Annotated in this window: 29 protein-coding genes; 20 read left to right on the top strand and 9 right to left on the bottom strand. The window is 68.7% G+C overall.

Annotation, left to right across the window (positions count from 1 at the left end; genetic code table 11):
• Positions 1-87: 87 nt before the first annotated feature.
• The 4 genes from ACPW96_RS03770 to ACPW96_RS03755 are packed head-to-tail and all read left to right on the top strand — an operon-like array spanning position 88 to position 2,483.
• A complete protein-coding gene (locus ACPW96_RS03770) occupies positions 88-738 on the top strand; it encodes a TRAP transporter small permease (protein WP_425818988.1) in 651 nt (216 codons plus the stop codon).
• Positions 739-743: 5 nt separating this feature from the next.
• The gene (locus ACPW96_RS03765; protein WP_425882063.1) at positions 744-1,664 is read left to right on the top strand and encodes a TRAP transporter large permease; all 921 of its coding nucleotides are present in this window, start codon (positions 744-746) and stop codon (positions 1,662-1,664) included.
• Positions 1,610-2,023: a TRAP transporter large permease subunit gene (locus ACPW96_RS03760; RefSeq protein WP_425882062.1), complete on the top strand. Its 414-nt coding sequence runs from the start codon at positions 1,610-1,612 to the stop codon at positions 2,021-2,023. Before ACPW96_RS03765 ends, ACPW96_RS03760 begins: the two co-directional genes overlap by 55 nt.
• A 22-nt stretch (positions 2,024-2,045) precedes the next feature.
• Positions 2,046-2,483, top strand: coding sequence for a type II 3-dehydroquinate dehydratase (locus ACPW96_RS03755; RefSeq protein WP_425882061.1), 438 nt, complete (start codon positions 2,046-2,048; stop codon positions 2,481-2,483).
• Here the strand turns inward: ACPW96_RS03755 and ACPW96_RS03750 are convergent, their stop codons facing one another.
• Complete coding sequence (locus ACPW96_RS03750; protein ID WP_425882060.1) at positions 2,484-3,563, bottom strand: Gfo/Idh/MocA family protein; 1,080 nt, start codon at positions 3,561-3,563, stop codon at positions 2,484-2,486.
• A gap of 322 nt (positions 3,564-3,885) precedes the next feature.
• On the opposite strand from ACPW96_RS03750, the gene dctP reads away from it, so the two are divergent.
• A complete protein-coding gene (gene dctP / locus ACPW96_RS03745; RefSeq protein WP_425882059.1) occupies positions 3,886-4,944 on the top strand; it encodes a TRAP transporter substrate-binding protein DctP in 1,059 nt (352 codons plus the stop codon).
• 84 nt (positions 4,945-5,028) lie between these two features.
• Here the strand turns inward: dctP and ACPW96_RS03740 are convergent, their stop codons facing one another.
• Positions 5,029-5,808 carry an IclR family transcriptional regulator gene (locus ACPW96_RS03740; protein WP_425882058.1) on the bottom strand — a complete coding sequence of 260 codons (780 nt, stop codon included), beginning with the start codon at positions 5,806-5,808 and terminating at the stop codon, positions 5,029-5,031.
• A gap of 6 nt (positions 5,809-5,814) precedes the next feature.
• Positions 5,815-6,564: an IclR family transcriptional regulator gene (locus ACPW96_RS03735; RefSeq protein ID WP_425819001.1), complete on the bottom strand. Its 750-nt coding sequence runs from the start codon at positions 6,562-6,564 to the stop codon at positions 5,815-5,817.
• A 135-nt stretch (positions 6,565-6,699) separates the two neighbouring features.
• Here ACPW96_RS03735 and ACPW96_RS03730 point away from each other — a divergent pair, with 135 nt between their 5' ends.
• From ACPW96_RS03730 to ACPW96_RS03715, 4 genes are all read left to right on the top strand, one after another.
• Positions 6,700-8,547 (top strand): bifunctional sugar phosphate isomerase/epimerase/4-hydroxyphenylpyruvate dioxygenase family protein, encoded by a 1,848-nt coding sequence (locus ACPW96_RS03730; RefSeq protein WP_425882057.1) that lies wholly within the window; start codon positions 6,700-6,702, stop codon positions 8,545-8,547.
• On the top strand, positions 8,544-8,846 hold the full coding sequence (locus tag ACPW96_RS03725) for a Dabb family protein (RefSeq protein ID WP_425819005.1): 303 nt from the start codon (positions 8,544-8,546) through the stop codon (positions 8,844-8,846). The genes ACPW96_RS03730 and ACPW96_RS03725 overlap by 4 nt, the downstream gene beginning before the upstream one ends.
• The gene (locus tag ACPW96_RS03720; protein ID WP_425819007.1) at positions 8,843-9,766 is read left to right on the top strand and encodes a shikimate dehydrogenase; all 924 of its coding nucleotides are present in this window, start codon (positions 8,843-8,845) and stop codon (positions 9,764-9,766) included. The genes ACPW96_RS03725 and ACPW96_RS03720 overlap by 4 nt, the downstream gene beginning before the upstream one ends.
• Positions 9,767-9,848: 82 nt before the next feature.
• On the top strand, positions 9,849-10,523 hold the full coding sequence (locus ACPW96_RS03715) for a TetR family transcriptional regulator (RefSeq protein ID WP_425882056.1): 675 nt from the start codon (positions 9,849-9,851) through the stop codon (positions 10,521-10,523).
• On the opposite strand, the gene ACPW96_RS03710 is transcribed toward ACPW96_RS03715, so the two are convergent.
• The 3 genes from ACPW96_RS03710 to ACPW96_RS03700 all read right to left on the bottom strand — a co-directional run bounded on the left by ACPW96_RS03710 (position 10,501) and on the right by ACPW96_RS03700 (position 13,189).
• Positions 10,501-11,262, bottom strand: a complete 762-nt coding sequence (locus tag ACPW96_RS03710) for an IclR family transcriptional regulator (RefSeq protein ID WP_425882055.1) — start codon at positions 11,260-11,262, stop codon at positions 10,501-10,503. The genes ACPW96_RS03715 and ACPW96_RS03710 overlap by 23 nt on opposite strands.
• Positions 11,259-11,999, bottom strand: a complete 741-nt coding sequence (locus ACPW96_RS03705) for an IclR family transcriptional regulator (protein ID WP_425882054.1) — start codon at positions 11,997-11,999, stop codon at positions 11,259-11,261. Before ACPW96_RS03705 ends, ACPW96_RS03710 begins: the two co-directional genes overlap by 4 nt.
• Positions 12,000-12,220: 221 nt before the next feature.
• Positions 12,221-13,189 carry a ThuA domain-containing protein gene (locus ACPW96_RS03700; protein WP_425882053.1) on the bottom strand — a complete coding sequence of 323 codons (969 nt, stop codon included), beginning with the start codon at positions 13,187-13,189 and terminating at the stop codon, positions 12,221-12,223.
• 324 nt (positions 13,190-13,513) lie between these two features.
• Here ACPW96_RS03700 and ACPW96_RS03695 point away from each other — a divergent pair, with 324 nt between their 5' ends.
• The 5 genes from ACPW96_RS03695 to ACPW96_RS03675 all read left to right on the top strand — a co-directional run bounded on the left by ACPW96_RS03695 (position 13,514) and on the right by ACPW96_RS03675 (position 19,474).
• Positions 13,514-14,113: a dihydrofolate reductase family protein gene (locus tag ACPW96_RS03695; RefSeq protein WP_425819017.1), complete on the top strand. Its 600-nt coding sequence runs from the start codon at positions 13,514-13,516 to the stop codon at positions 14,111-14,113.
• 36 nt (positions 14,114-14,149) lie between these two features.
• Positions 14,150-14,485, top strand: coding sequence for a YciI family protein (locus ACPW96_RS03690; protein ID WP_425819019.1), 336 nt, complete (start codon positions 14,150-14,152; stop codon positions 14,483-14,485).
• A complete protein-coding gene (locus ACPW96_RS03685) occupies positions 14,482-15,708 on the top strand; it encodes an RNA polymerase sigma factor (RefSeq protein WP_425882141.1) in 1,227 nt (408 codons plus the stop codon). Before ACPW96_RS03690 ends, ACPW96_RS03685 begins: the two co-directional genes overlap by 4 nt.
• A 460-nt stretch (positions 15,709-16,168) precedes the next feature.
• A complete protein-coding gene (locus ACPW96_RS03680) occupies positions 16,169-18,913 on the top strand; it encodes a glycoside hydrolase family 3 C-terminal domain-containing protein (protein WP_425882052.1) in 2,745 nt (914 codons plus the stop codon).
• Positions 18,914-19,096: 183 nt separating this feature from the next.
• Entirely contained in the window at positions 19,097-19,474 is a 378-nt protein-coding gene (locus ACPW96_RS03675) for a bleomycin resistance protein (protein ID WP_425882051.1), read from the top strand.
• A 73-nt stretch (positions 19,475-19,547) separates the two neighbouring features.
• Here the strand turns inward: ACPW96_RS03675 and ACPW96_RS03670 are convergent, their stop codons facing one another.
• On the bottom strand, positions 19,548-20,006 hold the full coding sequence (locus tag ACPW96_RS03670; RefSeq protein WP_425819024.1) for a hypothetical protein: 459 nt from the start codon (positions 20,004-20,006) through the stop codon (positions 19,548-19,550).
• 69 nt (positions 20,007-20,075) lie between these two features.
• On the opposite strand from ACPW96_RS03670, the gene ACPW96_RS03665 reads away from it, so the two are divergent.
• A complete protein-coding gene (locus ACPW96_RS03665) occupies positions 20,076-20,204 on the top strand; it encodes a hypothetical protein (RefSeq protein WP_425882050.1) in 129 nt (42 codons plus the stop codon).
• Between the two features lie 50 nt (positions 20,205-20,254).
• On the opposite strand, the gene ACPW96_RS03660 is transcribed toward ACPW96_RS03665, so the two are convergent.
• Complete coding sequence (locus ACPW96_RS03660) at positions 20,255-20,530, bottom strand: hypothetical protein (RefSeq protein ID WP_425819026.1); 276 nt, start codon at positions 20,528-20,530, stop codon at positions 20,255-20,257.
• Between the two features lie 259 nt (positions 20,531-20,789).
• Here ACPW96_RS03660 and ACPW96_RS03655 point away from each other — a divergent pair, with 259 nt between their 5' ends.
• On the top strand, positions 20,790-21,773 hold the full coding sequence (locus tag ACPW96_RS03655; RefSeq protein ID WP_425882049.1) for an NADP-dependent oxidoreductase: 984 nt from the start codon (positions 20,790-20,792) through the stop codon (positions 21,771-21,773).
• 25 nt (positions 21,774-21,798) lie between these two features.
• On the top strand, positions 21,799-21,927 hold the full coding sequence (locus tag ACPW96_RS03650) for a hypothetical protein (RefSeq protein ID WP_425819030.1): 129 nt from the start codon (positions 21,799-21,801) through the stop codon (positions 21,925-21,927).
• A 23-nt stretch (positions 21,928-21,950) separates the two neighbouring features.
• On the opposite strand, the gene ACPW96_RS03645 is transcribed toward ACPW96_RS03650, so the two are convergent.
• Positions 21,951-22,376, bottom strand: a complete 426-nt coding sequence (locus tag ACPW96_RS03645; RefSeq protein ID WP_425882048.1) for an ester cyclase — start codon at positions 22,374-22,376, stop codon at positions 21,951-21,953.
• A 146-nt stretch (positions 22,377-22,522) separates the two neighbouring features.
• Here ACPW96_RS03645 and ACPW96_RS03640 point away from each other — a divergent pair, with 146 nt between their 5' ends.
• From ACPW96_RS03640 to ACPW96_RS03630, 3 genes are all read left to right on the top strand, one after another.
• On the top strand, positions 22,523-23,062 hold the full coding sequence (locus tag ACPW96_RS03640; RefSeq protein WP_425819034.1) for a YaeQ family protein: 540 nt from the start codon (positions 22,523-22,525) through the stop codon (positions 23,060-23,062).
• Between the two features lie 73 nt (positions 23,063-23,135).
• Positions 23,136-24,107, top strand: coding sequence for a hypothetical protein (locus tag ACPW96_RS03635; RefSeq protein WP_425882047.1), 972 nt, complete (start codon positions 23,136-23,138; stop codon positions 24,105-24,107).
• Positions 24,108-24,145: 38 nt separating this feature from the next.
• Positions 24,146-25,087 (top strand): aldo/keto reductase, encoded by a 942-nt coding sequence (locus tag ACPW96_RS03630; RefSeq protein WP_425882046.1) that lies wholly within the window; start codon positions 24,146-24,148, stop codon positions 25,085-25,087.
• Positions 25,088-25,117: the final 30 nt, after the last annotated feature.

Here is a 25,117-nt window from a genome sequence, read left to right as displayed (position 1 = left end):
TTTGCAGAGGTCGGTTCCACGATCCAGAGTCGCAGAGGCGGTCGCGCGCACGCGCGCGGCCCCACCGCACCTACAGAGAGGCTGGCCATGGTGCCTGACAAGGACCCCGGGGAGTCGAGGGAGCCGGAAGAGCCGAGTGAGCCGGCAGAGCGCGCGGTGCCCGAGGAACTTCGCGAGTCGATCTACGGGCACACCGACACCTTCTACACGGCGCCCAAGCTGAACCAGGGGGTGCCGCCGGACCCGAGGTTCATCCGCATCCTCTCGGCCGTGGAGCTCGCGATCGGCGTCGCGCTGTTCGCCCTCCTCTTCATCGGCGTCATGTACCAGGTGGTTGGTCGCTACCTGCCCGGGATCGGCTGGGTCGGTGCCGGCGAGCTCGCCCTCCTCTCCATGGTCGCCATGACGTTCATCACGACCGGCTACCTGGTGGGTCGCAACGGGCACATCGTGATCGAAGTGTTCGACCAGCTGCTGGCCGGCACGAAGCTGTTCGTGGCGCTGCGCGTGATCTCCGCCGTCATCATGGTCGCCACGAGCTTGGCGCTCGCCTATGAGGCGTTCGTCAAGATCGAGACGGAGTGGATCCGGGCGAGCGCCGCCATGCACATCCCGCTCGGGGTGCTCTACATCTTCGCCCTCGTCGGCTTCCTCTCCGCCGCCGTGCACTCGGCGATGAAGATTCCGTATGCCAACCGCCCGGAGCACAAGCTCGACATCTCCGAGATGGAGGGCTGATCCGCGTGGATCTCTGGCTCTACATCCTGCTGCTCGTCGTCTTCCTGCTCCTCCGGGTGCCCGTCGCCTTCGCGATGATCGCGCCCAGCATGCTGTACTTCTACAGCCACGGGCTCTCGTCGGGCTACGCGATCTCGTCGATCGTGAACGGCATCAACAGCTTCCCGCTGCTCGCCGTGCCCCTGTTCATCTTCGTCGGCACGATCGCGAACCACCTCGGCATCGCAACGCGGCTGTACGACTTCGCGAAGGCGCTGCTTCCCCGGCTCCCCGGCAATCTCGCCTACGTCAATCTCGGGACCGCGATCGGCTTCTCGTGGATCAGTGGCTCAGCGCTCGCCGACGCCGCGTCCACGAGCAAGGTGCAGATCCCCCAGATGCTGAAGGCCGGCTACCCCTACGGCTTCTCGGCCGGCCTCACGGCATCCGGTTCCCTGATGAGCACGGTGATGCCGCCGAGCATCCCGGCGGTGCTCTTCGCCGCGACCGCCACGATCTCGACCGGAGCTCTTTTCGCCGGCTCGATCCTGCCGGCACTCCTCATGGCCATCGGCCTCGCGGTCTACGTCTTCATCTGGGTGCGCCTGCACCCCGAGGTCTCGACGAGCCGCCGCTTCGACGGCGCGATGCTCCGCAAGGCGACGGTCAGGGTGCTCGGCCCGATGCTGCTGCCGGTCATCATCCTCGGCGGAATCTTCAGCGGGCTGTTCACCCCGACGGAGAGCGCCGGCATCGCGGCCGCCTACATGCTCCTGCTCGGGGCGATCTACCGCACGCTGAACCTGCGGGTCTTCTGGCGCGCGGCCAAGGAGACCGTGGTCATCTCCGGCGGCATCCTGCTGATCCTCGGCGCGTCGAACCTCATGGGCAGGTGCTCGCCCGCGAGCAGGTCTCGCGCAACCTCGGAGAGTGGCTCGCGAACCTGACCGACAACCCGGTCGTCTTCCTGCTGCTGCTCAACGTGCTGCTGATCCTGCTGGGTATTTTCTTAGAGGCGCCGCCGGTCATCCTGGTGCTGGTCCCGATTCTCATGCCCATCGTGGCCGCCTACGGGATCGACCCCGTCCAGCTCGGCGTCATCATGATCCTCAACCTGATGATCGGCTCGCTGACGCCTCCGGTGGGCGCCGTGCTGTTCGTCGTCGGCTCGATCACGCGCAGACCGATGGGCGAGCTCTTCCGCGGCATCCTGCCCTTCCTCATCCCCCTCGGCGTCGTGCTGATCCTGCTGACGCTCTTCCCGCCGATCGTCACGATCGTGCCCATCCTGCTCGGCTTGATGTGACGACCCCCGGAAAGGAACACCCGTGACCAGGAAGCTCTACGTGCTGAACGGCCCGAACCTCGACATGCTCGGCCAGCGCGAGCCCGAGCTGTACGGCAGCGCGACGCTCGACGATGTGCGGGACGACTGCGCGCGCGTGGCCGGAGAACTCGACTTCGATCTCTTCTTCGCGCAGTCCAACGCCGAGCACCAGATCGTGGACTGGCTGCATGACGCGTTCCGCGAGAAGGCGACGGTGGTGATCAACCCGGCAGGGTTCAGCTTCCGCTCGGTGCCGGTTCTCGACGCGCTGCGGATGCTGGAGGCACCGATCGTCGAGATCCACATCACCAACATCCACGCCCGCGACGCCGCGCACCAGCACTCACTCGTCTCATCCGTCGCCCGCGCCGTGATCGCGGGGGCCGGCGTGTTCGGGTACGAGCTGGCGATCCGCGCGGCCGACCGCCTCACGCGGTGATCAGCGGGGGTCCAGCTCTTCGGCCCGGAACTTCGCGACATCGACCGTTTCGCCGCTGCGCGCGGCCAGGGCGGCCGCCTCGACGAGGGCGAGGGTCCGCGACGCGTCCTCGGCCGACACGAGCGGCTGGGCGGTTCCTCGGGCGACGTCGGTGAAGTGCTCGAGCTGGGCCGGGAATGCTCCGCCCGCGGGGACCGGGAGGTAGGTGCGGGAGAGCGGTGAGTGCCAGTCGGGCGACACCGACGGATCGTAGGCGTACGTCGCGAGGTTCGGCACGGACAGAGCACCGCGAGTGCCGACGAGCTGGTAGGCCGTGCCGTCGGGCACGAAGGGGAACGCCGGGGTGTCGTTCGTCGACTGGTCCCAGCCCCACGGCGAGACGCCGGCGTCGGAGGCCAGGAAGCCGCCGATCGCACCGCTTTCGAACCGGAGGTTGATCGACACCGTGTCCTCGACGTCGAGGTTCCTCGCGTGCGAGCTGACCATCGCCTGAACCTCCGCGACCTCGCCGAGGAGGTGGCGCAGCAGGTCGAGGTCGTGCACGAGGTTGATCAGCATCACGCCGCCGCCGCGCTCCCGGTGCCACGGGATCTCGGTGAAGTACGCGTCCTCCTTGCGGGCGGACCACAGGCCGCTGACGGCGACGACGTCGCCGATCACGCCCCTCTCCAATGCGCTGCGGGCCTCGGCGACCGCGGGGTGATGGCGACGATGGTGGCCCACCAGCAGGCGCGCGTCGAGCCGCGCAACGGCCTGGACGAGCCGGAGGGACTCGGCGTAGTCCACGGCAACCGGCTTCTCCAGCAGCACCGCGACGCCGGCCTCGAGGCACTGGATCGCCGTGTCGACGTGGAGGCCGCTGGGGTTCGCGATGATCACCGCATCGAGGCTCTCGGCCCGGAGCATGTCGCCGGCATCGCGATACGCCGGGCAGCCGAAGGCGGTGTCGGTGGCCGCGGGATCGGCGACGGCGCACAGCTCGGCGCGGGATGACGCCTCGATCAGCTCGACATGCTGTCGTCCCATGAAGCCGACGCCGACGATGCCCATGCGGAGGGCAGGAGGCTGTGGGCCGGTCATGCGCACCCCTCTTCTGGAGTCCGGGCGGGTGATGGACCCGAGCGTATGCCACCATGGGACGACGTGCGGGATCCGTCCCATTCAGCGGGGACACCGGGTGTCCAGCGGTCCCACGCGGCATGTTCCACTCGCCGGGACATCGCTTTGCGAACCGCACGCAGTGGGCGAGAGTCGGCACTGCCACCGGGCCGTTTCATTGACAGCGTGGTCGACGATGCCCTTGTGAACTGCAGGAACCTCGTCGACCGGATGTCGCCGTCTCGGCCACCGATTGACACATCAGCGCCCGCACCAGGACGTGCGCACAAAAGAGGAGAGTCCCATGGGCACAGCCCGCTCGACGCGCCGAGGCCGCATAGCCGCGTCGGTGCTTGCAGCAACCACCCTCGTCGTCACCGGCTGCGCCGGTGGTGGCGCCGCCCCCGAAGGCGACGCCACCGAGAGCGCCACGGCGAACGAACCCGTGACCCTCACCGTCGCGACGAGCCAGAACGAGCAGACGCCGAACTACTACTGTGGCGTCGAGCTGCTGAAGGAGCGCCTCGAGGAAGCCGATATGGGCTTCACTGTCGAGCTGTATCCGGCGAGCCAGCTCGGCCCCGATGCCGACCGCTTCCCGCTCGTGCAGGCCGGCGACATCGACATCGACCTGCAGGGCGCGTCCGCGCTCAGCTCGACGTTCGAGCCGATCGGCGTCGTCGACGCGGCCTACGCGTTCGATGACGTCGACCACGCGTTCGAGTGGATCGACGAGGGCTCGGAGGACCTCTTCGGGCAGTTCAAGGAAGCCACCGGCGTGAGCATCGTCGACGGGTGGTTCTTCGGCAACCGCACGTTCACGACGAAGGACGTCGAGGTCACGAGCCCCGACGACCTCGAGGGCGTGCCGATCCGGTTCCCGAACTCGCCGGCGTTCCTGGCGAACGCCGAGGCCCTCGGCGTCACCAATCCGGTATCCGTGGCGGTGGAAGAGGTCTACACGGCGCTGCAGCAGGGCATCGCCGTCGGCCAGGAGAACCCGATCGTCGCGACCCGCTCGTCGAGCTACGACGAGGTGCTCAACACCGCGATCCTGAACAACCACAACGTCGGCATCCACTGGATCCTGGTCAGCGACAAGACCTACGAGAAGATGAACGACGAGCAGGCCGCACTGCTCGAGGAGACGATCCACGGGATCCGCTCGGAGAACGCGGAGTGCGTCGACGAGGCCACCGAGGAGATCCTCGACGAGTACCGCGCCGACGAGAGCTTCACGGTGATCGAGCAGGAGGACATCGACATGGACGCCTTCATCGATAAGGCCGAGGCCTACTTCGAGAACTACTTCACCGGGGAGACCCTCGAGGTCTACCAGGCGATCCGGGAGATGGCCGGCTGATCGCAGCCGACGAGCGAGCGGGGTGGGTGCGAAGTTTGCACCCGCCCCGTTGCGCGTTGTGCGGTTCAGGAGTCGGGTTCGGGTTCAGAGAACTCGACCGGCACCCACTCGGCCGGCAGCGAGTCGACGGGTGAGGGTCATCGCGGCCGCGCGGACGGCGGGGGCGGCGCGCTCCGGATCCAGCTCTTCGCTCGTGCCTGTGACGGAGATCGCCGCGATCGGAACGGTGCCGGAGCCGAGGATGGGGCCGGCGATGCAGCAGCGACCGGCCGCCGACTCGCCGTGCTCCGAGGCGAACCCGCTGCGGCGGGCCTCGGCCAGCTCCGCGAGGAGCGCGGAAGCATCGCCGGTCGTGCGCGAGGGGAGCCGGCGAAGGTCGGCGTTCACGATGCGTTCGGCGACCTCGGGCGGCGTGAACGCGAGGATGGCCTTTCCGAGCGCTGTGGCAGAGCCGGGCAGTCGCGTCCCGACACGCGCCACGGGCGCCTGCGTCGGCCGGCCCCGCACGACCGAGAGGAACACCACGTCCGTTCCTTCGAGCACCGCGAGGTGGACGGTCTGACCCGTGAGGTTGCGGAGCTCGGTCATCACGGGAAGGGCGAAGTGGCGCAGCCTGCGCGGCTGCTCGACCGTCTGACCCATCTCGAACAGGCGGACGCCGAGATAGAGCTTGTCCCCTTCTCGATCGAGCAGTCGCTGCCCCACGAGGTCGTTCGCGATCCGCGACACCGTCGACTTGGGCAGGTTCGCGCGCCGGGCCAGCTCCGAGACCCCGAGCCCCTCGTCATCCTCCCCGAAGGCCTCGAAGACCGCCGTGATGCGGTCGAGGACGCTGACCGATTCGGTCCAGTCGGCGGTTCTCACGGTCGCCTATGCCGCCGTGAGGCGACGGGTCACGCTGGCGCCGGCGGCGCGGACGAGCGGCGCGACGCGTTCGGCATCCATCACCCCGCTCGGACCCGCGATCGAGATGGCGCCGAGCACGGCGGAGTCGGCCGAGAGCACCGGGCTGGCCACGGCGAGGATGCCCGGGTACGAGACCTCTCGGTCCGTGGCGATCACCGACGAGCGGATGCGGCCGAGCTCCTCCTTGAAGCGCACGGCCTCGTCGGCGACCAGCCGCGCGCTGACGCGATCCACCACGCTCTGGTCGGCGCAGAACGCGAGGTACGCCTTTCCGCTCGCCGTCGTGAGCACGGGTGAGCGCATCCCTGCGCGGGTCGGCAGCATCGGCAGCCGGCCGGCCACGGCCGCGATCGACACCATGTCCGTGCCGTGGTGGACCCACAGCCCGACCCGTTCTCCCGTGAGGTCCCAGAGGTTCCTGATCACGGGGGCGGCGGCAGCGATGAGGCGCCGGGGGAGACTGGCTCGCGCGCCCAGTTCGAACAGGCGCAGCCCGAGAGTCACCCCTTCCGCCGTGCGCTCCAGGTACCGCTGCTCGACGAGCGCGGCGACGAGTCGCGAGACGGTGGATTTCGGCAGTCCGGTGTGCGCCGCCAACTCGGTGATCGAGCTCGATCCACCCGAGTCCTGCACCGCGTCGAGGATCGCGAAGATGCGGTCGAGCACCGAGGCCGAGCGGGCGGGCGACCTGTTCCATTCGGCGAGACTCGTCATCGAGGATCCCCTTCCACCGGGTTGAATCGTCATCGATCGCCCATCTGCGATCGAACGTACTAGTTAGTACGTTTTGATGCAATGCTCGTTACGGGAACGATGCAGGCGCCAAGGACGGTGCCTACGGGAGGTGTCATGCGAACGTCGGTCGCCACGGTGTGCCTCAGCGGAACGCTCGATGAGAAGCTCGTCGCCGCGCGCGCTGCGGGGTTCGACGGTGTGGAGATCTTCGAGCCGGACCTCGTCGCGTCGCCGTACTCGCCGGAGACCATCCGCGATCGCGCGACGGAGCTCGGGCTCTCGCTCGACCTCTACCAGCCCTTCCGGGACTTCGAAGGAGTCGGCCCCGACCTGCTCGCCCAGAACCTGCGACGCGCGGGGGCGAAGTTCGCGCTCATGAACCGCTTAGGCATCGACACGATGCTGCTCTGCAGCAACGTGGGCACCGCGCGCAGCGGCGACGAGCAGCTTGCCGCCGTGCAGCTGCGCGAACTGGGTGATCTCGCGGAGCGATTCGGCGTGCGCGTGGCATACGAGGCCCTGGCCTGGGGGCGGTTCGTCGACAGCTACGAGCAGGCGGCGCGCATCGTGCGCCTGGCAGATCACCCCCGCATCGGGGTGTGCCTCGACAGCTTCCACATCCTCTCCAAGGGTCACAACCCCGAGGCGATCGAGACGATCCCGGCCGACAAGATCTTCTTCGTGCAGCTCGCCGACGCGCCGCTGCTCTCGATGGACGTGCTGTCGTGGAGCCGTCACCACCGGCTGTTCCCCGGCGAGGGCGGCTTCGACCTCGGGGCGTTCATGGGCCACCTGGCACGCACCGGATATGACGGCCCCGTCTCGCTCGAGATCTTCAACGACACCTTCCGTCAGTCCGACCCGTTGACCACCGCGATCGACGCGCGGCGGTCCCTCCGATGGCTCGAGCACGAGACGGCATCGTGGCTCGGCGCGTCCGCGGGCGGGCGCGCCGCGGGGATGGCCCCATCCGCGCTGCCCGCGGTCGATCCGCCGGCCGGACTCAGCTACGTCGAGCTGCGCCCCGACGACACCGACGACATGCGGGCGCTGCTCGCCCAGCTGGGGTTTCGCGCCCATGGTCGTCACCGCACGAAGACCGTCGAGCTGTGGTCGCAGGGCGCCGCCCGCATCGTGCTCGGCGCCCCGGGGTCCGACCGCCCGCAGCCGACCGTCGCCGGCATCGGGCTCTCCGTGCGGGATCCCTCAGCCGCCCTGCTGCGGGCGACGGAGCTCTTCGCGCCGGAGATCCCCCGCGAGGAGGGTGCCGGCGACGAGCCGCTGGTGGGCGTGCGCGCGCCCGACGGCTCGGAGGTCTTCTTCGGTGCCGCGACGGATGCCGAGCCGCGATGGGTGAGCGAGTTCGGTGCGCCCGACGGCGACGGAGTGGGCGGAATCCTCTCCGTGGATCACGTGAACCTCGCGCAGCCGTGGCAGCACTTCGACGCGGGCGTGCTCTTCTTCCACTCCGTGCTCGACCTGCGCACACAGCCGTCGATGGAGGTCGCGGCGCCCGTGGGTCTCGTGCGCAGCCAGGTGCTCAAGAGCGCGGACGGCACCGTCCGAATCGCTCTCAACCTCGTGCCATCGGGTGCCGATCGGGACGCCATCCTTCCCCAGCACATCGCGTTCGCGGCATCCGACGTCCTCGCACTGGCGCGATCGGCGAGGGCGCGGGGATTCCACCCCCTCGAGATCCCGGCCAACTACTACGACGACATCGAAGCGCGGTACGACATCGACCCTTCGCTGCTGTCCGAACTGAAGGAGCTGAACGTTCTGTACGACCGCGACGAGGCGGGGGAGTTCCTGCACTTCTACACGCGCCCGATCGGCACGGTCTTCCTCGAGGTCGTGGAGCGGCGGGGACGCTACGAGGGCTACGGGGCGCTGAACGCGCCCGTCCGCCTGGCCGCCCAGTATCAGCAGCGCGGCGAGGCCACGAAGCGGGTGCCCGCATGATCCGCCATGTCGCCGTCTTCCGGTTCTCGCCGGCGTTCACCGCAGAGCAGCGGGAGCACTGGATGTCGCTGCTGCGCGCCCTCCCCGCGCAGATCCCCGAGCTGCTCAGCATGAGCGTGGGCACCGACGTACACGGCGGACCCGCGTCGTACGAGCTCGCTCTCGTCGCGGACTTCGCCGACCTCGAGGGCCTCGAGGCCTACACGCGGCACCCGGCGCACGCCGAGGTGCTCCGCATCTCCGCACCCGTGAAGACCTCGCTCGCGACCGTCGACTTCGAGATGCCGGACGCCTCGTGACACCGGGCGAGCGGAGCACGGGCCTCTCCCCGCATCCGCCCGGCACCGGATACCTGGTCGGACTGATCGGCGAAGGCATCACCGCATCCCTCTCTCCGGCGATGCACGAGGTGGAGGCCGCCGCCCTCGGCATCGAGTACGAATACCGCATCCTCGACCTCCTGCAGCTCGGCAAGGAGGCCACGGACGTCGGCGTCCTCCTGCGCGACGCGCAGAGCGTCGGGTACGCGGCGATGAACATCACCCACCCCTGCAAGCAGCTGGTGCTCGGCATCGTCGATCAGCTCGATCCGGATGCCGAGCGCCTCGGTGCCGTCAACCTCGTCGTCTTCGACGGCGGACGCATGATCGGGTACAACACCGATTGGATGGGCTACCGCGACGGGCTGATCGCGGGGCTGCCGGGGGCGTCGTTCGAACGCGTCGTGCAGGTGGGATGCGGAGGCGCGGGTGCGGCCACCGCGTACGCTCTGCTGTCGTGCGGCACCGCCCGGCTGGACCTGTCGGACGTGGACGATCGACGAGCCGAAGATCTGGCGGCGCGCATGCGCCGCCTCTTCCCGGCGCAGACGATCGCCACCGTGCCCACCGACGGGCTCGCCGGAGCCATCGCGCACGCGGAGGGAGTCGTGCACGCCACGCCGCTGGGGATGCTGCACCACCAGGGGGTCGCGTTCGACGTCGGTCTGCTGCCGCCGGGCTCGTGGGTCTCGGATGTGGTCTACCGGCCGCTCGAGACGGAGCTGATCCGGCAGGCCGCCGAGCGCGGCCACCCCGTGCTGGATGGAGGCCGGATGGCCGTCGGCCAGGCATACGCTAGTCTGCACATCATCACGGGCCGACGACCCGATCGCGATCGGATGGAACGGCATTTCCGCACCCTCGTCGAGGTGGAGGAGCGGTCGGGAAGACCGGGATGACGGGCTGCGTACGCCCGGATCCCGCCTCGGCGCCGGCGATGATGCGAGAGTGCGGGGCGCACGGCGGCGGAGGGAGCCCCCGATGACCGATCGGCTGAGCGAGGCCAGCGACATCGGGCAGACAAGACGCGCTGCGCGCACCCGCGAGGACATCCTCGAGGTGGCGACGGCGGAGTTCGCCGCGAACGGATACGCGGGCGCCCGGGTCGATGAGATCGCCGCACGCACGCGGACGACGAAGCGGATGATCTACTACTACTTCGGGTCGAAGGAAGGTCTCTACCTCACCGTGCTGGAACGGGTCTATGCGCAGATCCGCCGCGTCGAGCGCGGCATCCAGATCGACGAGCTCTCGCCGGAGGATGCCCTCCGCAGGCTCGCGGAGGCGACGTACGACCACCACACCACGCACGAGGAGTTCATCCAGCTCGTCAGCATCGAGAACATCCACCGCGCGGAGCATCTGCGGCGTTCCGAGACGATCCTGCGGGAGAACGCGACGGCCATCACGGTGCTCGAGCAGGTCATCGATCGGGGAGTGCGGGACGGCGTCTTCCGGGACGACATCGACGCCCTCGACGTGCACATGATGATCAGCGCCTACGCGTGCTTCCATGTCGCGAACCGGCATACCTTCGCCGCGATCTTCAAGAGGGACATGCTCGAGCCGGCGCTGCAGCACTCGCACCGTCGGCTCATCGGAGACATGATCGTGGCGACGATGACGGATCGGCCTACCGACCTCGGTTCGCACTGAGACGGCACTCCACACTGTGCGCGGCCTCGCGGACCGCCGATGCCGCACGCGCCGGATCGAATCGCTCAGTAGGCCCTCGCAGTCCGAGCGCCGCGATCGCACCCCACGACGGGAAGACCACGGGGCTCGCGACACCCGCGATGTCGTGACCGGACTCCACGCTCTCGAGGGCGACCCCCGTGCGCTGGATCTCGGCCAGCTCGCGCTTCAGCCGCCCCAGCTCGGCCGTCGCGTCGGGTGCCCACTCTGTCGGCATCCCAGGGAGGATCTTCTCGATCTCGTTGGCGGGCGAATGGGCGAGCAGCACCTTCCCGAGAGCGGTCGCGTGGAGGGGAGCACGTTCGCCGATGCGCGAGGCGGATGGAGCGGGCGCTCGCGCGCGCATGACCGCGATGCACATCATCTCCGCCCCGTCGCGTATGGCGAGCTGCACCGATTCGCCGGTCGCGTTGCGGAGCTCCGCCATGACGGGGAGGGCCGCGATCCGCAGCTCCTGCGGCATCTCCGCGAGCTGGCCGAGTTCGAACAGCCGCAGGCCCAGGTGGATGAGGGCTCCGTCCCGCTCGAGGTAGCGCTGACGCACCAGGCCGGCGACGATGCGGGAAACGGTGGACTTGGGCAGGCCAGCGCGCAGTGCGAGCTCGGAGATGCCGAGACCGCGATCATCGCCATCGAAGGCCTCGAAGACGGCCGTGATCCGGTCGAGGACTCCGAGCGCGTCGGGAGCGGCATCCGTCATGCCACCTGCAGCGCCAGCCGGTGCGTCAGCGCCAGAGCGGCACGGCGCACCAGCGGCACCATCCGCTCCGCATCCATGTCGGCGACCGGCCCCGCCACCGAGATCGCCGCGACCGGCTGGTGCTCCGGAGAGAGGATGGGGCTGGCCACGCCGACCACGCCGGGGAACGTCTGACAGCGATCGATCGCGACCGACGATGTGCGTACTTCCGCGAGCTCGCGCTCGAGAGCGTGGCGGGCCCGCGGGTCGAGCCCCGTCGTGATCCTGCGCAGCACGGACTCCTCCGTGGTGAACGCCAGCACGGCCTTGCCGAGGGCCGTCGTCGCCGAGGGGACGCGAACGCCCGCGCGCGAGGGCGCGGGTCGGAGCCGGCCTCGAACGGAGATCACTGAGAGCATGTCGCGTCCGTCGCGCACGGCCACGTTCAGGTGCTCGCCGGTGGCGTTGAACAGCTCCGCCAGCACCGGAAGGGCGGCGACGGTCAGGCGGCGAGGGGTGCTCGTGCGCGCACCGAGTTCGAAGAGGCGCAGCCCGATCCCCACGCCGTCGTCGGTCCGCGAGAGGTAGCGCTGGCGCACGAGATCGGCGACCAGGCGCGAGACGGTGGACTTCGGGATGCCCGTCGCACGCGCGATCTGCGTGATCGTCGTCGAGCCGTGCGACTCGCGAACCGCCTCGAGGACGGCGATGATCCGGTCGAGCACGGACACCGGCTCGCTCCATTGAGCGGTTCGCATGAGTGCAGTATGCGGGGGCGTTCGGGCAACGGCAAGGAAACGCAGAGCCGATGCCGCATCCGTCCCATCCAGTGGAACCGGCGGCATCGGGACGTGTCCTTCTGGGCGGACGAATCATCTCTGTCGTGGGAGGATGCGTCTCGTTCTGGGCCCGACGAATGGGCCCGGAACCGGCGATGCCGGCCCCGGGCCCCTCATGACTCGCCGTGACGCGGGAAAGATCAGGCCGCGCAGAAGGGCTTGATGCCCATGGCGCTCTCCAGGCCCTCCATCACGTGCCGCTTGAAGAACTCGTCGCCCGGCAACGGAGCGGCGGTCCAGGCCGCGGCGTCGTGGCCGAGCGTGGTCAGCCACGCCTTGCCGCCGTCGTAGTACTGGCACCAGCTCACGGGGTGCGATTCGCCGTGGCCGGCGACGGTGGCCTCGCTCGTGGCCCGGTCGACCTCGAGCAGCACGTTGACGAAGCTCGGGTAGGGCGTCAGGTTGTACCACTCGTCCTTGAACGCCCACGTCTCGGGCAGGAAGGAGGTCGACACGTCCCTGCCGTTGATCGTCTCGACCGTTCCGTCGCGATTGGGGCCGTGGTTGTAGAAGTTCGCGCCGCCCAGCAGGCCCTCGTAGTACTCCCAGTGGTATTCGGCACCGAATGCGTTGTGGATGCCGACGAAACCGCCGCCGCCGCGGACGTACTGCATCAGGTTCGTCTGAGCCGTGTCGTCGAGGGTGTCGCGGTTGGAGCTGAGGAAGACGACGGCCTGGTAGTTGTTCAGCCGCGAGAACGAGGCGAGGTCCTCGGTGTAGTCGACGGCGATGCCGCGCTCTTCCGCCCACGCCTTGAGACCGGCCTGCGCGACGTTGTCGGCGTTCAGCGGCGGGTTGAGCCCCGGCGCCAGCGGTGTGCCGAGATGGGCGTGGCGCGGACCCGCCGTGCGGCTCCAGATGAGGATGCGCTTCTGCTCACCCTCCACCCAGCCGTTGCCCCACTCGTTGTAGCACGCGGGGTCGAGGCCGCGGCAGACGCCGTAGTCCTTGATCTCGTCCAGATAGATCTGGCTGGCCGTCGCCGGCTGTCCACCCAGCCCGTTGCCGTTGCCATTCCCGTTGCCGGCGGCCGTTCCCGCAAGCATCATTCCTGCGCCGAGCGCTGCCGCGGCGACGAGGCCGACGGCGGAGCGTATTGACGATCTCACGTGATCTCCTTCGATCGTTCCTGGTGTGGCTCGGCAGTGCCGGGGCGACATCCTCCGGTGCGGCGATGCGGTCTGCGGTACCCGACCGAGCGGCGGGGGTGCATTCGACCCCCGGCTGGTGCGAATCTAAGCGGGGGCAGGAGGGCGATCAACGGCCGTTCCACCCAGTAAGCCGATCTCCCGTGCCGGGGTGGAACGCCCGCGGTCGGTGTTTTCGTACGACCCCGCCTCACGGGTTTCCGACGACGTGTCGGATGGGCGCGCCGCCGTTCGTAGTAAGGGTGAGAGGTCGCCCGCGGGGCGGCCCAGAGGAGGATGCCCATCATGAAGCTCGTCACCAACACGCAGATCACCGTCGACGGCGTGATGCAGGCCAACGGGGGCAACAACCCGACGCTCGACCCCGGATTCGACCGCGGTGGCTGGGCCCTGCCGGTGGGGGATGAGGAGTCTACCGGCTACATCGGCGAGTGCTATCAGCGGGCGGACGCGTTCCTGTTCGGCCGGCGCACCTACGAGCTCTTCGCCGGGTACTGGGGGGTGCGGGACGACTTCGACAACCCGTTCGTGAGCGCCCTGAACTCACGACCCAAGTTCGTCGCATCGAACACTCTCACCGACCCGCAGTGGGCCGACACGACGGTGCTCTCCGGAGACCTCGAGTCCGGCATCCGTGCGCTGAAGGAGAAGCCGGGCGGCGAGCTGCAGGTGCACGGCAGCGGCCGGCTCATCCGCTGGCTGCTCGAACGCGAACTCGTCGATGAGATGACGCTGATCGTGTGCCCCGTGATCGTCGGTGCCGGCACGCGTCTGTTTCCCGAGGCGGGCAAGGACTTCTCGCTCGAACTGGTGGATTCGCGCCGGTTCGCGACCGGCATCCTCGCACAGACCTACCGCCCCGCCGGTCGTCCCCGGTATGCATAGCGGTACGATCCACAACCACGTCCCGAAAGGTGCGAGATGCAGTATCTGGTATCCGTGATCGATGACAAGACGAACTCCGGCACGGCGGAGGAGATGGTGGCGATCGACGACTTCAACGACCGCCTTCGAGCCGGCGGTCACTGGGTGTTCGCCGGCGGCCTCGCAGACCCGAGCACGGCGACGGTCATCGACGGACGCGGCGAGGAGCCCGTGTTCACGGACGGCCCCTTCCTGGAGTCGAAGGAGCACATGGCCGGCTTCTGGATCATCGACGCCCCCGACCTCGACGTCGCACTCGCGCTCATGACGGATGGCTCCAGGGCGTGCAATCGGCGGGTCGAGGTGCGCCCGTTCCTGGGGGTGGGGGCCTGATCGACGCGCGCGACGCGATCACCCGAGTCCACCATCAGGAGTGGGCCCGGGTGGTCGCCTCGCTCGCCAAGCGCTTCGGCGATCTCGACATCGCCGAAGAGGCGGCGGCCGAGGCCTTCGCGACCGCCGTCGAGCGGTGGCCGGTCGACGGCGTTCCGCCCAATCCCGGTGCGTGGCTCACCACGACCGCGCACCGCAAGGCCATCGACAGGATCCGGCGCGAGAGCCGGCGCGACGAGAAACATCGGGAGGCGCTGATGCTCTCCGACCGAGAGCCGCCCGAGCCGCTCGGGGTCATCGACGACGACCGTCTGCGGCTCATGTTCACCTGCGCTCATCCGGCGCTGGCGATGGAGGCGCGGGTGGCGCTCACGCTGCGCATGGTGGGTGGTCTGACGGTGCCGGAGATCGCCGCCGCCTTCCTCGTGCAGGAGGGCACCATCGGGCAGCGGATCACCCGGGCCAAGCGCAAGATCGCGGCCGCCCGCATCCCCTACAGGGTGCCGGCCGCTCGTGATCTGCCGCTGCGCATCAGCGGGGTGCTCGCGGTGCTGTACCTCATCTTCAACGAGGGCTACCTCGCCACCGGCCCGGGTGAGGACCCCGTGCGTCCCGACCTCACGGCCGAGGCGATCCGGCTCGCTCGCCTGATCCGCACGCTGCTGCCCGAGGACGGCGAGGCGGCCGGCCTGCTGGCCCTCATGCTTCTCATCGAGGCTCGTCGCCCGGCGCGGATCTCGCCCGAGGGGGAGCTGGTTGCCCTCGGCGACCAGGACCGCGACGCATGGGATCGCGCGCTGATCGAGGAGGGCCATACCCTCGTGCGCGAGCGCCTGGGTGCGGGGGTGGCTCCCGGGCGGTACCAGCTGCTGGCCGCGATCAACGCGGTGCACACCGACGCGCGGGATGCCCGCGCCACCGACTGGTCGCAGGTACTCGCCCTCTACGACCGGATGGTCCGCCTCGACCCGTCACCGATCGTCGCTCTCAACAGGGCGATCGCGATCGCGGAGCTGCGGGGTTCGCAGGAGGGGCTCGCTGAGATCGACCGCCTCGGTGACGCGCTGAACGGGTACCACGCGCTGCACGCCGCCCGCGCGGAGCTGCTGCGCAGACTGGGGCGCGACGGCGAGTCGCGCACCGCCTACGACAGGGCCATCGCGCTCACCGGCAACACCGCCGAGATCGCGTATCTCGCGCGCCGCAGGGACGAGCTCGGCTAGGGCTTGCACCCGGTGGGGACATCGGTGCCCTGTACCTGACGCTGCCTGGCCCGCGCAGCGCGCCCGCGCTGCAGTTCTTGCCGCGCGCCGCGCAAACCTGAGCCGCGTGTGGCAGGAAATGCAACGGGAGCCGTGACCGCACATTCCTCACCGGACCGCGCTCGGCCCTGAGTACCCACGCGGCGCCGGTCCAAAAAGAGCGCTTATCCCACCTCGGCCACCTCCGCGTCTACCCCTTGCTCCGCCTTTCTGAACTCGGATAGACCCGGGACTCCACACCGCAGCGGTCCGACGATGGAACGCCGCGGCCCATCCCCACATCGATTGGGCTTCAATGAAGAAATCTACGAGCGTGTTCGCGGGAAGCACCCGCGCACGCGTCCTGGTCGGAGTAGCGGCAGCCGCTCTCACGATCAGCGTTCTACCGGCGCAGGCCGCCTTTGCGCAGGATCCTGCGTGGATGAACACAGCGCTGTCTCCGGATGAGCGCGCAGCGCTCGTCCTGCAGGAGATGACGCTGGAGGAGAAGGTCGAGCTGATGACGGGGGACCAGGGCGAAGCCCCGTCCGCCTTCTACAACGGCCCGATCGACCGGTTGGGCATCCCCGAACTTCGAATGGCGGATGCCACCGCGGGTATCGCATCCCGCGGATGGACGCTGCCCGGGACAGGGGACACAGCGACGGCGCTCCCGGCCAACCAGGCGCTGGCCGCCACCTGGGACCCGGACCGCGCTCGTGATTACGCGGGCGTGGTCGCGGACGAGGCCCGCCAGACGGGCCACGAGATGCTCCTGGGACCCAACTCGGACCCGACCCGCAACCCGTTCTGGGGTCGCCAGGCCGAGACGGCGAGCGAGGACCCGGACCTCAATTCCTCGATGGTCGTGCCGTTCGTGCAGACGGTGCAGGAGCGGAACGTCATCGCCAACCTGAAGCACTACACCGGCTACACGCAGGAGGTGAACCGAGGGCTCGGCCAGAACTCGATCATCGACGAGCGGGCGCTTCACGAGGTGCACACGTACGCGTACGAGAACGCGATTCGCGAGGCCGACCTCGGGTCGGTCATGTGCTCGTTCAACAAGATCAACGGCGTGTACGCCTGTGAAGACGAGTACGCGCTCGACACGGTGCTGCGCGATCAGCTGGGCTTCACCGGGTTCGTGATCACGGACTTCGGCGCCATCCACTCCACAGTCCCCTCCATCGTCGCCGGCACCGACATGGAGACCGGCACGGCCGCCTTCTACGACGGCGCACTGCTTGCCGCGGTGCAGTCCGGCGAGGTGCCGGTGTCGCTGGTCGATCGGTCGGTGCTGCGCATCCTGCGCACGATGTTCGCCATCGGGGTCTTCGACAACGACTACACCCCCACGGCGATTCCGGTCGAGGAGCACGGGGCGATCGCCCGCGAGGTGGAGGAGGATGCGATCACCCTGCTGCAGAACGAGGACGGTGTGCTGCCCCTGGACCCGGCTGTCGGCTCGGTCGCGGTGATCGGTGGCGACGCCAACATTCCCTCGGCGCTCTCCGGCTCGGCATACGTTCAGCCGACGTACACCGTGTCCCTTGTCGATGCGCTCACCGCTCGCGGTGCGGCGACTGGCGCCGAGGTGCGCTACGAGCCTGGCAATGACCCGGTCACCCCTGCCAACATGATCGAGACGGCGGATATGACGGCCGTACCCTCTTCGGTGCTTCGGCCCGAGGTCGGGGACGGTAACGGTCTCACCGCGCGCTACTACCCGACTGCCGATTGGAGCGGCCCGGCCGGTGTGGAGCGTACAGAGCGGCAGGTCGCGTACGACGTCGGGTTCCTCGGTGGCGGGCCGGCCTTCGCCAGCCTGTACGCGTCTCAAGTCGAGCCCACGCCGTCACTCGGCGGTCCCGCCGGGGGCGGGGATCAGTCGGTGCGCTACACCGGCACGCTCGCGCCCCCGACCAGTGGCACGTACGTGCTGGGCGCCACCGGCTGGGGTGACGCGCGCGTTTACATGAACGACGAGTTGATCATCGATATGACGGGCGAGAACGGTCGTCGCGACGTGCGCTCGGCACCTCTGGAGCTGACGGCCGGCGAAGAGTACGACCTGCGGGTGGAGTACTCGCAGACACGTCCTCTGGTGGGTCTTCAGCCGGGCACGTTCCTGCTGCAGTGGTCAACGCCGGAAGGCGCCCTGTCGCCGTCCGCGCAACTCGCGGTCGAGGCGGCGGCGAGTTCCGACGTCGCGGTGGTGTACGTGCGCACGCTCGAGGGTGAGGAGCGCGACCGTGTCTCCTTGAAGCTCCCTCAGAGCGCCGACCAGCTCATCAGTGCTGTCACTGCGGTCAACCCGAACACCGTCGTCGTGCTCGCGACCGGCGGAGGCGTGACCATGCCATGGCTCGACCAGGCCCCGGCGGTGCTGCAGAGCTACTTCGGCGGACAGGAGGAGGGCAACGCGCTCACCTCGATCCTGTTCGGTGACGAGGATCCGTCCGGTCACCTCCCGATCTCGTACCCGCGCAGCGAGAGCGAACTGCCGCTCGGGGTGGAGAACCCGTGGGCGGGAATCGACAACCTGGACGTCGAGTTCTCGGAGGGTGTCAACGTCGGCTACCGCGGCTACCTCGCCGCGGGGGTGGATCCGCTGTTCGCCTTCGGGCACGGTCTGTCCTACACCGATTTCTCGGCCGACCAGGTCAAGGTCGGCAAGTCCATCCGCACCACCGGGGGAAAGGACACGGTCGATGTGCAGCTGCGTCTGGACAACGTCGGAGATCGTACGGGGACCGAGGTGGTGCAGGTGTACCTGGGCGCACTTCCCGGTGTCGATTCCCCGCCGCTCAAGCTCGCCGGCTACGCCAAGGTGGAGCTCGACGCGGGAACCGGCGAACAGGTGAAGATCACGCTGGACCGGCGGGACTTCTCGTACTGGAACTCCGACGCCGACAAGTGGGTCGTGCCGACAGGAGATGTCGCCGTCTACCTGGGGACCTCGGCGGCTGAGGTCGAGCAGGTCGGCACCGTGAAGGTGGTGGACAGCGGGATCGACAAGCGGATCCGGGCCATCCTTCTGAAGGTCATCGCCTGGCTGAAGCTGCACCCGCGGGCCGACCTCGAGGAGATCCTCCGCGCTCGCCTTGACAACGCCAACATTCCCGTCACCGAAGAAGAGATCCGCGAGCTGGTCCAGCAGGCGCGGGAGCTCATCCGAGGCTAGGAACGGCGGTTCGACGCTGAAAGCAGACGTTGCCGCCCACCGATCCACACATCGGTGGGCGGCAACGTTCCCGCACGGGGGCGTGAGAGTCTCGCCGTACGGACCGCGAAGCCGCCAGAACGGCCGTGGATGATGCGCTCCGACGCCGTTGCCGCGGCGGGTCCGCCCGGGTAGCCTGCAGCCGTGAGCGAGCGCGCCGTCCCCATCCTGCCCAGTCGCGACCTCGAGCAGACGCTCGAGTTCTACGCGTCCCTCGGATTCGAGAATCGTGGGGCCGCCCCGGACGAGTGGGATTACCTCATCGTCGGCCGGGGAGGGATCGAGCTTCACTTCGTCCGGGACGAAGACGTCGATCCCCTCGCGACGGCTGGTACGTGCTACCTGTTCGTCGATAACGCCGACGAGCTGTTCCGTGCCTGGTCCGACGTCGTCGTGGATGACCCTGAAACAGGCAGTCGGCTGATTCCACCTTCGGACACCGAGTACGGCATGCGCGAGTTCGCGCTCGTCGACCGGAGCGGGAATCTCGTTCGCGTCGGCACCGTGTCGGCGACTGCGTAGTCCACGGCGTGGGCCACAGTGGCCCATGGCGTCGTCCGCGCCGTGATTCCGCCGCTGCGCAGGCTCGCGGCGTTCAGCCGCCCGCTGTCCGCGTCGACACCGTCGTGTACCCGCCCCCGCCGGGGTAGTGCCAGGCGCCGGTGAGGGTGTTGCCGTCTTCGCTGAAGGTGCCTTCGTAGTACGCCGGCGAGCCCCTCTCGCCGCTCCAGATGGTGAGCGTGTCACCTATGATCTCGTAGGTGTAGTCGAGGGTCTCCCCTTCGGAGAACCCGTAGTACCGGGATCGGATGTCGGTGCTGGGCTCCTCGCCGTACTTGCGTTCGTGTCCGATGATCTCGAGACCTCGGTTGCCGCCCAACTCGACGTGCTGGAGGAGGAAGAAGCCGCCGGGGGTCCACTCGTAGGTGACCGTGCCCTCCGCCTCGCCCGTCACGCTCCAGGTGCCGATCAGCGGTGCGAGGCTCTGCAGGTCGGGGTTCGGCTCGGCCGGCTGCGGTGGGCCCTCGCCCGTGAAGCCCTGCTCATCCGTCATGACGCTCTCCCATCCCATCCGGTGCCCGAGTCGATGGACACTCGCGACAAGTCTGCATTCAGTGGGCCGGTGCGCGCCAGCATCCTTCGGCCCCGGCTGGGCGGATGCGGTGTACGGCTCGAGCCGGCCGTCCTGGCAGAGCTCGACGCGATCTGGCCCGGCCCCGGTCGGGAGGCACCCGCGGAGTACGCCTGGTGAACTCTCAGTGTGGGGCCCTGACTGAGCGGCCCTGAATCACGGGCGCTGACTCAGAAGTCGTAATCCGGCCATGGGGTGTGGTCGATCGGCGGAGGATCGGCCTCGATGGCCTCCAGCTCCTCCTCGGTGCGCTCGATGATCTCGAAGCGGACCGGCATGTTGGGAGTGACCAACACGGAGATGGTGCCGTGGCCGACGGTTCGGAAGTCGACGAAATCGGACCCGTCACGTGCGGCAGCGACGATGGCTTGCTTGGTCTCATCGACGTCCTGACCTGGATCCAGGAGAAATGTCTGTCCGTCGAATCGGACCTTGCTCACCTGCATCGGCTGCTCCTCGCGGACCGCTCCGGCCCGAGCATCTGCCGCTGCGACTCGAGAGTTCGAGAGTCGGGATAACAAGCGACCATACTCTTCGGACCTCTCCGGCTGTCCGACCTGAGCAGATGCACAGGTGCCGCACAGCTACCCCTGACGTGGTCGCGCTCTGGGCCGCTGCATCCAAACCCACGCCGCAAGCCGAATAACACTTCAGCGGCGAATCCTGGTCGAGGGTCGCCCGATCGCGACGATGCGAGGTCTCGCCATGAAGATGCCCAGCCAGACGACCGTGTTCGAATACGACACCTACGGAGATGCCGGTGTGCTGCAGGCGCGAAAGCGGGACCTGCCGGCGCCGCAGTCACGAGAAGTCACCGTCGAAGTCATCTCGTCGGCGCTGAACCACATCGACGGCTTCATCCGGGACGGTCGCGAGGAGGAGTGGACGGAGGAGTGGCCCCGGCGCTCCGGCAGCGACTTCGCCGGCGTGGTCATCGCACGCGGAGACGAGGTCACCCGCTTCCCGGTCGGATCATCCGTCATCGGGCACGTCTCCAGCGGCGCGCACGCGACGTTCCTCAACGTCGACCACGGCGTGCTAGTCCTGAAGCCGCGAGAGGTGAGCTGGGAGGTCGCGGGAGGCCTCTACCTCGCCGGCGCCACCGCCTTGGCCACGCTCGATCAGCTCCGCATCGGCGTGGGCGACACCGTCGTCATCTCGGCCGCCGCCGGTGCCGTGGGCAGCATCGAGGCGCAGGTGGCGAAGTACCGCGGCGCCCGGGTCATCGGCACGTGCGGCGTTCGCAACTTCGATTACCTGCGCCAGATCGGCATCACGCCGATCCAATACGGAGAGGGCATCGCGGAGAGGATCCGCCGCGTCGCCGGTGGGCCGGTCACGGCCATGATCGACAACTTCGGCAAAGACGGCCGCGATCTCGCCATCGAGCTCGGTGTTCCGATGCAGCGCTACCGCTCCAGTGCGGACCGCCGGGACCTCGAGCTGCAACTGCTCGGCGATGACCTCGAGTCTGTCGCGGCCGGCACCGATCTGCTCCGCCGAGCGAGCGAGCTCGCGCGCGTTCGAGCCTTCACCCTGCTCGCGTCGGGCGTCTATCCCCTCACCGACATCGTCGAGGCGTATGCCGACCTCGCACGCCTCCATGCCCGGGGGAAAGTGGTGGTCGCCACGCACCCGGTCTCCACCTTCCGGACCCTCAAGGCGCGCGACGTTCACGAAGCGTCTTAGGGGGAGCGAACGTCACATCGCGGAGGTGGCCACCGCCCCGGCCGGCGGTGGGTGGATGCAGGTGAACGACGGAGAAGGCGAGGAGCGCCCCGCCTATCTCCTGCTCACGCCCGGAACCAGCATCGCGGTGATTCCTGTCCCGGATACCGCGTAAAGCCGGCCCTTCCCGCTGCCCGCCTACGGCGCGCGGAACACGGCCATGATCTTCTTCGCCGGCAGATACGCTCGCAGCTCCGTGATGAACTCTTCGGCGACGTCGTAGAACACGACATACGGAACTCGGAGCTGCTGGCCGGTGGCTGCCACGCCTTCGAATTCGCCGGTGTTCGTACCGACGAAATCGAACTCACCGGCGACGACGCCCTCCCCGATGACGAGCTTCCTGACTTCGGGGTGCGCATCGAACAGCGTGGTGTGCATTGAGCCGATGAAGTCCCGCACGGCTTCCCGACCGACGATCTGATCGCCCGATTCCATGGTGATCCACCGGACATCGTCCGAGAAGTGCTGGGCGAAATCGCTCCCACTCAGGAGCGCCTCCAGGTACGAGTCCATCGTGCGCTTGGTCGCTTCGGTCGACATCCTTGCCGAGTCAATGGACATGTTCATCTCCTCCTCTCGCTGCGGCTGCTCAGGTGCATCCGCTTTTCGGCACCCAATATGCTCCCGTGCCGGCTGCCTGTCGAGCGGGAACGCCCCGTGGGACCACGTCCAGGGTGGGCCGCCTCCTGGGCGTAGGCTCGGGCGCTATGGCCATCGGCGCAACGATCCACACCTTCACGGTGCAGCTGGCCGATGTGGACCGCGGCGTGTACGAGGAGCTGACCCTTCGTGTCGCGCGCCAGTCCTCCGAGACCGACGCCTTCATGGTGACGCGGGTGCTGGCCTACTGCCTCGAGTTCGAGGACGGGATCTCGTTCAGCGAAGGCATCTCATCGACGGATGAGCCCGCGGTGCTCGTGCGCGATCGCACCGGCAGGGTCACGGCATGGATCGAAGTGGGCGCCCCGGATGCCGCGCGCCTCCACTACGGCAGCAAGCTCGCCGACCGCACCGCCGTCTACACGCATCGCGATCCGGCCAAGTTGATCCCACTCTGGGCCGGCAAGCCCATTTATGACGCACAGGCGATCGCGCTGCACAGCTTCGACCCGGGATTCATCGACGCTGCCGCCGCCGCCCTCGAACGCCGCAACACGGTCACGCTCTCGATCACGGAGCGCCAGCTCTACGCCGAGATGAACGGCACGACCCTCAGTTCGGCGGTGCACGACCAGATGCTCGCGTAGCGAGCCCGGGCGCATTCGACGTGCAGAACAACGTCTGCTTCGCCTTGTCGGCGCCGGTCGGTAGCGTGCATGCATGGCCACCGACGCCCGCGTCCTCGACTGGTTGCTCGATTCCGACCCTGCCCTCCTCTGGCAGGTCGAGCGGGACCTGGCCGGCGCTCCGCCCGAGTTCTGGGAAGCCACGCGGGCCCGCGTCGCCACCGAGGGGTTCGGGGCCCGGCTGCTGTCCCATCAGGATCCGGATGGCCAGTGGGCGGGCGGTGCATTCTTCCCGGCCGGGTTCTTCGGCAGCGCGGAAGCGGACGAACCGGGGCAGCCGTGGGTCGCCACCACCTGGGCGCTGAACGATCTGCGGGATTGGGGGGTCGATGCGGCGGCGCTGGCGGGGACCGCGGAGAAGCTCGCGGCGAACAGCCGCTGGGAATACGACGACCTGCCGTACTGGGGTGGCGAGGTCGACGTCTGCATCAACTCCTACACCCTCGCGAACGGCGCATGGCTGGGCGCCGATGTCTCGCGGCTCGCCTCGTGGTTTCCCGCGCATCGCCTGGCCGACGGCGGCTGGAACTGCGAGGCCGAGGAGGGTGAGTCGACGCGGTCATCGTTCCATTCCACCCTGAACGCCGTCCGCGGCCTCCTCGCGTACGAGAGGATCACCGGCGACACCGGCGTGCGCGAGGCCCGCCACGGCGGCGAGGAGTACCTGCTGACCCGGCGCCTGATGTACCGGGCCAGCACCGGTGAGCTCGTCGGCGACTTCGTGATGCGCTTCGTGTATCCGAACCGTCACCGCTACAGCGCGCTCTCGGCCCTGGACCACTTCCGCGGTGCCTCGCTGTTCGACGGCACGCGACCCGATCCACGGCTCGCCGAGGCGGTGGAGGTCGTGCGCGCAGCCCGGCAGCCCGATGGAACATGGCTGCAGACGACGCCGCTCGCCGGGCGCACGTGGTTCGACGTCGACGTCCCCGAGGGCGAACCGTCCCGCTGGCTGACGCTGATCGGCACCCGCGTGCTGGACTGGTGGGACACCGCGCACCCCTGACCGGGCCGGAAGCCGGAGGAGTCGGGATAATGAGACGCATGCAAGATCGAGAACTCGGCGGCACCGGCCTGCGCGTCACCGCCCTGTGCGTCGGTACCAGTCCGCTCGCCAGCATGCCGGGCCTCTACGGCTACGAGGTCGATGAGGCTCGAGCCGTCGCCACCGTGCGCGCAGCGCTGGGCAGCCCCATCCGCTTCCTCGACACCTCCAACGGCTACGGCGCGCACGGCGAGTCGGAGTCGAGGATCGGCGAGGCCCTTCGTGAATCGGGCGGGATTCCAGAGGGCTTCGTCCTGGCGACGAAAGTCGATCCCCGTCCGGGGTCTTCGGACTTCTCCGGCGCCCGGGTGCGCGAGTCGTATCGCGAGAGCCTGGAGCGGCTCGGAGTGGAGCGAGTTCCCCTTCTGCATCTGCACGACCCCGAGCGGATCGGGGTCGAGGCGTCGCTGGCACCGGGAGGCCCCGTCGAGGCGCTGCGACAGCTGAAGGCCGAGGGGCGGGTCGACTGGATCGGCGTCGCCGGCGGCGCGCTGAGCGTGCTGCGGCCGCTGGTCGACACGGGGGTCTTCGATGTCGTGCTGACCCACAATCGCTACACCCTTCTCGACCGCTCGGCAGAGGAGCTGATCGCCGAAGCGAGCGCTCGCGGCCTCGGTGTCCTCAACGCGGCGCCGTACGGTGGGGGACTGCTCGCGAGGGGTCCGGCGTCGACATCGAAGTACGCGTACGCGGAGCGAGGCGACGCGCGCGCCGCGGCGGAGCGGATGCAGGCGGCGTGCGAGCGTCATGGCGTGCCGCTGGCCGCTGCCGCGCTGCAGTTCTCCCTGCGCGACGAACGGATCGCGTCCACCGTCGTCGGGGTTTCGTCACCCGAGCGGATCGATCAGACCCTCTCCTTGGCCGCGCAGGAGATTCCCGATGACCTCTGGGCGGAGCTCGGCCGGCTCACCCCTCCGAAGTCCAGCTGGCTGAACGACTGACGCTGTCGCTCGTGTCTCGCGGTACTCTGG

Source organism: Micromonospora sp. DT81.3 (genome assembly GCF_049847225.1).
Taxonomy (GTDB): Bacteria; Actinomycetota; Actinomycetes; order Actinomycetales; family Microbacteriaceae; genus Microbacterium.
Note: the sequence above shows the minus strand (reverse complement) of the source record. Positions and strands in the feature narration are given on the sequence as shown.

What these genes read in the sequence shown, in the direction of transcription:
- ACPW96_RS03770 (WP_425818988.1), top strand. Translation starts at nt 88, where the DNA reads ATGGTGCCTGACAAGGACCCCGGGGAGTCGAGGGAGCCGGAAGAGCCG.
- ACPW96_RS03750 (WP_425882060.1), bottom strand. Translation starts at nt 3,563, where the DNA reads ATGACCGGCCCACAGCCTCCTGCCCTCCGCATGGGCATCGTCGGCGTC.
- dctP (WP_425882059.1), top strand. Translation starts at nt 3,886, where the DNA reads ATGGGCACAGCCCGCTCGACGCGCCGAGGCCGCATAGCCGCGTCGGTG.
- ACPW96_RS03735 (WP_425819001.1), bottom strand. Translation starts at nt 6,564, where the DNA reads ATGACGAGTCTCGCCGAATGGAACAGGTCGCCCGCCCGCTCGGCCTCG.
- ACPW96_RS03730 (WP_425882057.1), top strand. Translation starts at nt 6,700, where the DNA reads ATGCGAACGTCGGTCGCCACGGTGTGCCTCAGCGGAACGCTCGATGAG.
- ACPW96_RS03725 (WP_425819005.1), top strand. Translation starts at nt 8,544, where the DNA reads ATGATCCGCCATGTCGCCGTCTTCCGGTTCTCGCCGGCGTTCACCGCA.
- ACPW96_RS03715 (WP_425882056.1), top strand. Translation starts at nt 9,849, where the DNA reads ATGACCGATCGGCTGAGCGAGGCCAGCGACATCGGGCAGACAAGACGC.
- ACPW96_RS03710 (WP_425882055.1), bottom strand. Translation starts at nt 11,262, where the DNA reads ATGACGGATGCCGCTCCCGACGCGCTCGGAGTCCTCGACCGGATCACG.
- ACPW96_RS03705 (WP_425882054.1), bottom strand. Translation starts at nt 11,999, where the DNA reads ATGCGAACCGCTCAATGGAGCGAGCCGGTGTCCGTGCTCGACCGGATC.
- ACPW96_RS03695 (WP_425819017.1), top strand. Translation starts at nt 13,514, where the DNA reads ATGAAGCTCGTCACCAACACGCAGATCACCGTCGACGGCGTGATGCAG.
- ACPW96_RS03690 (WP_425819019.1), top strand. Translation starts at nt 14,150, where the DNA reads ATGCAGTATCTGGTATCCGTGATCGATGACAAGACGAACTCCGGCACG.
- ACPW96_RS03680 (WP_425882052.1), top strand. Translation starts at nt 16,169, where the DNA reads ATGAACACAGCGCTGTCTCCGGATGAGCGCGCAGCGCTCGTCCTGCAG.
- ACPW96_RS03670 (WP_425819024.1), bottom strand. Translation starts at nt 20,006, where the DNA reads ATGACGGATGAGCAGGGCTTCACGGGCGAGGGCCCACCGCAGCCGGCC.
- ACPW96_RS03660 (WP_425819026.1), bottom strand. Translation starts at nt 20,530, where the DNA reads ATGCAGGTGAGCAAGGTCCGATTCGACGGACAGACATTTCTCCTGGAT.
- ACPW96_RS03655 (WP_425882049.1), top strand. Translation starts at nt 20,790, where the DNA reads ATGAAGATGCCCAGCCAGACGACCGTGTTCGAATACGACACCTACGGA.
- ACPW96_RS03645 (WP_425882048.1), bottom strand. Translation starts at nt 22,376, where the DNA reads ATGTCCATTGACTCGGCAAGGATGTCGACCGAAGCGACCAAGCGCACG.
- ACPW96_RS03640 (WP_425819034.1), top strand. Translation starts at nt 22,523, where the DNA reads ATGGCCATCGGCGCAACGATCCACACCTTCACGGTGCAGCTGGCCGAT.
- ACPW96_RS03635 (WP_425882047.1), top strand. Translation starts at nt 23,136, where the DNA reads ATGGCCACCGACGCCCGCGTCCTCGACTGGTTGCTCGATTCCGACCCT.
- ACPW96_RS03630 (WP_425882046.1), top strand. Translation starts at nt 24,146, where the DNA reads ATGCAAGATCGAGAACTCGGCGGCACCGGCCTGCGCGTCACCGCCCTG.